Genomic DNA, 3,509 nt, shown 5'->3' on the forward strand with positions numbered 1-3,509 from the left:
GTTGCCGCAGGCACGTTGAGCGACGCCGTATCAAGCGCCGGTTTTTCGCACCAGCAGCATCGCGTCGCCGTAGCTGAAGAAGCGGTAACGCTGCGCGATGGCGTGCCGGTACAAGGCCATCACCGGCTCGTAGCCGGCAAAGGCACTCACCAGCATCAGCAGCGTGCTCTTGGGCAAATGGAAGTTGGTGACGAGCACATCGACCACGCGAAACTGAAAGCCGGGGGTGATGAAGATGTCGGTGTCGCGGCTGCCGGCTTGCAAGACCCCGCCGCGCGCGGCCGATTCGAGCGCACGCAGCGTGGTGGTGCCCACCGACACCACCCGGCCACCGGCTGCGTGGGTCGCGGCGATCGCGTCCACCGTGGCCTGTGGCACCTCGAACCACTCGCTGTGCATCTTGTGCTCGGCCAGGTTGTCGCTGCGCACCGGCTGGAAGGTGCCAGCCCCCACGTGCAGCGTGACGCTCGCACTGCCGACGCCGCGCTCGCGCAGGGCGGCCAGCACACCCTCGTCGAAATGCAGCGCTGCGGTGGGCGCTGCAGCAGCGCCGGGCTTGGCGGCGAACACGGTCTGGTAGCGGCGTTCGTCGACGGCATCGTCGGCGTGCGTGATGTAGGGCGGCAGTGGCACATGGCCGTGCGCCTCGATCAGCGCAAACGGCTCGCTCGGGAAGCGCAGATGAAAGAGCGAGTTCTCCGGGCCACCGCGGCCGAGCATCTCGGCGTCGAAGCTCTTGTCGCCATGAGCGAAGCGGATCACCGCACCGGGCTTGGGCGATTTGCTCGCGCGCAGGTGCAGCATCACCTCGTGATTCGGAAGCACCCGTTCCACCAGCGCTTCGACCGAGCCGCCCGTGGCCTTGGCGCCGAGCAGGCGCGCCTTGATCACCCGCGTGTCGTTGAACACCAGCAGGTCGCCCGCACGCAGCAGCGAGGGCAACTCGCGAAAGATGCGGTCAATCGGCGATGGGCCGCTTCCGTCGAGCAGCCGCGAGGCGCTGCGCTCGGCCGCGGGGTGCTGAGCAATGAGCTCGGGGGGCAGCTCGAAATCGAAGTCGCGCAGCGAGAAGGAAGCAGGGGTTGCGGCGTGCATGGATCGGAGGCTTCACCGGCCTCGATGCGAGGGTGGGCGTCAATTGTTCCACGCGGCCCGCAGATGGTCAGCGCGCGTCGGGCATCAGCACCAGCACGCTGCGGTTGCGGTCTTCCACCACCCAGAGCCGCCCTTGCTCATCGAGCGCCAGGCCGGCCGGCGTGCCGGTGGGGCGATGCGGCGCGCGCTCGGTCCAGCCGCCGATCCAGTCGGTGGGCTGGCCCTGCGGACGCCCCTGCGCATCGAGCGCAAAGCCGACCACGCGGCGGCCCGCCGGGCGGTGGCCGTGCCACGCCACCAGCACCTGGCCTTGTAGCGGCCCGTGCGTGGCGTGCAGCATCGCAAGCGGGGCGACATGGGCCGGCCACAGCGCGAGCGGCGCGGTCGTCTTGCGGCAGTCAAAGCGCTTCTCATAGCCGCGCGCCGGCGCGCGTGCCGCCACGCAGTAAGGCCAGCCATGGTCGGCGCCGTCGCGCAGCAGGTTGAGCTCTTCGGCGGGCGCCGCGGCATCGGGGTAGTCGATGGAGTTTTCGCCCTGCAGCAGGCCGACGCGCGGAACGTGCACCAGCGCAAGGGAGTTGCGCAGGCCGGTGGCGAAAGGCCGAAGCGATTGCAGCGTGAAGCCAGGGCCGCCGAGCACGGCCACGTAGACAGCCGCACGCGGCTTGTCACCCTGGCGCTCGGGGCAGGGCTGCGGCTGCTGCTGCGCGTCGTTGCGGCAAGCGTCGGTGGCCGAGCCCACGTTGATGTAGAGCGTGCCGCCCTCGCCGAAGGCCAGTTCTTTGAGCGGGTGGGCGCCATCGTCGGGCAGGCCCGTGATGAGGTCTTCGCGCTGGATGGCGCCGCCGGCCGCAGGCAGCGGCGTGCGCCACACGGTGCCGGACTCGGCGATGTAGATGCGGCCGTCGGGGCCACGCAGCAGCGCAAGCGGCCGGTCGAGCGCCTGGGCCAACACGCGCACGGTGGGGCGTTGGCCGGGTGTGCCGAGCGTCATCTCGAGCAGGCGGCCGCGGCGACGCTCCCAGCTGCCCATGTCGATGAGCCAGAAGCGGCCGGGTGACACTTCGAGCAGCCGTCGCGGCATGCGCAGGCCGTCGCGCTCGTCTGCCACCAGGCCGACGCACCAGCCAGCCGGCGTGGTGAGTGCCACGCGCGGCCAGCCGCCGCAGTCCCCCTCGGGCTGGTAGCCGCGGGCCGCGGCGCAGGCCGGCAGCAGAAGGGCCAGGGTGGTGGCCAGGAAGGTTCGAAGCACCATCGGCGCGGCGTCAGGAGTTGACAGGGCAGAATCATTGCATGTCCGCCACCGCGCCCACGACCGCTGCCACCGCACGAACCAAGTCGGCCCCGCAGAAGGCGATGGAGAAGCTGGGCCTGGTGCGCGACATCGACCTCGCGCTGCACATCCCGCTGCGTTATGAAGACGAAACCCGCATCACGCCGATCAGCGACTTGCGCGACGGTGACACGGCGCAGGTGGAAGGTGTGGTGAGCGACTGCCAGATCCAATTTCGCCCACGGCGGCAGCTGGTGGTGAAGCTCAATGACGGAAGCGACGAACTCTTTCTGCGCTTTCTCAACTTCTATCCCAACCACCAGAAAACACTCGCGGCCGGCAAACGGGTGCGTGTGCGTGGCGAAGCGCGTGGCGGCTTCTTCGGGCTGGAGATGGTGCACCCGAGCTTCAAGGGTGTGGACGCCGAAACACCGCTCGCCACCGAGCTGACGCCGGTGTATCCGACCAGCGCCACGCTGCCGCAAGCCTATCTGCGAAAGGCTGTCGCCTCGGGCCTGCACCGTGCCGACCTGGCCGAACTGATCCCGCCCGAGCTGTTGCCTTTTAGCTCCTGGAACCTGCGCGATTCACTGCGCTTCTTGCACCACCCCACCCCCGACGTCAGCCTGGGCGAGCTCGAAGACAAGACCCACCCGGCGTGGCAGCGGCTCAAGTTCGAAGAGCTGCTGGCGCAGCAGCTTTCGCAGCTGCAGGCCAAGAACGAACGTGCCTTGCAGCGCGCCCCGCGCTTCACCGTGCGGGCGGGCGGGCTGCAAGAAAAACTGCTCGCCGCGCTGCCCTTCAGCCTGACGGCCGCGCAGCGCCGCGTGGTCGAAGAGATCGCGCTCGATCTGCAGCGCGAGGCTCCGATGCACCGCCTGCTGCAAGGCGACGTGGGCTCGGGCAAGACGGTGGTGGCCGCGCTCGCGGCGGCGATTGCGATGAACGAAGGCTGGCAGTGCGCGCTGATGGCGCCAACCGAAATCCTCGCGGAGCAGCACTTTCGCAAGCTGGTGCAGTGGCTGGAGCCGCTCGGCATCCAGACCGCGTGGCTCACCGGCAGCCGCAAGGGCAAGAAGCGCGCAGAGATGCTGGTGCGTGTGGCCTCGGGCGAAGCGGCGCTGGTGGTGGGCACGCATGC

At 69.3% G+C, this 3,509-nt stretch carries 3 protein-coding genes; 1 reads left to right on the plus strand and 2 read right to left on the minus strand.

Features of this window, described 5'->3' with window-relative positions; translation table 11 throughout:
* Nucleotides 1–30 precede the first annotated feature (30 nt).
* Together queA and RMO40_RS03030 are read right to left on the minus strand one after the other, a co-directional pair.
* Nucleotides 31–1,095 (minus strand): tRNA preQ1(34) S-adenosylmethionine ribosyltransferase-isomerase QueA, encoded by a 1,065-nt coding sequence (queA, locus tag RMO40_RS03025; protein ID WP_309716134.1) that lies wholly within the window; start codon nucleotides 1,093–1,095, stop codon nucleotides 31–33.
* Nucleotides 1,096–1,162: 67 nt separating this feature from the next.
* On the minus strand, nucleotides 1,163–2,350 hold the full coding sequence (locus RMO40_RS03030) for a hypothetical protein (protein WP_309716137.1): 1,188 nt from the start codon (nucleotides 2,348–2,350) through the stop codon (nucleotides 1,163–1,165).
* A 38-nt stretch (nucleotides 2,351–2,388) separates the two neighbouring features.
* On the opposite strand from RMO40_RS03030, the gene RMO40_RS03035 reads away from it, so the two are divergent.
* Nucleotides 2,389–3,509: DEAD/DEAH box helicase (locus tag RMO40_RS03035; RefSeq protein ID WP_309716140.1), on the plus strand; the 1,121-nt coding region annotated here is incomplete at its 3' end.

The organism is Rhizobacter sp., from assembly GCF_031412075.1.
Taxonomy (GTDB): domain Bacteria; phylum Pseudomonadota; class Gammaproteobacteria; order Burkholderiales; family Burkholderiaceae_C; genus Rhizobacter.

What these genes read in the sequence shown, in the direction of transcription:
- queA (WP_309716134.1), bottom strand. Translation starts at nt 1,095, where the DNA reads ATGCACGCCGCAACCCCTGCTTCCTTCTCGCTGCGCGACTTCGATTTC.
- RMO40_RS03030 (WP_309716137.1), bottom strand. Translation starts at nt 2,350, where the DNA reads ATGGTGCTTCGAACCTTCCTGGCCACCACCCTGGCCCTTCTGCTGCCG.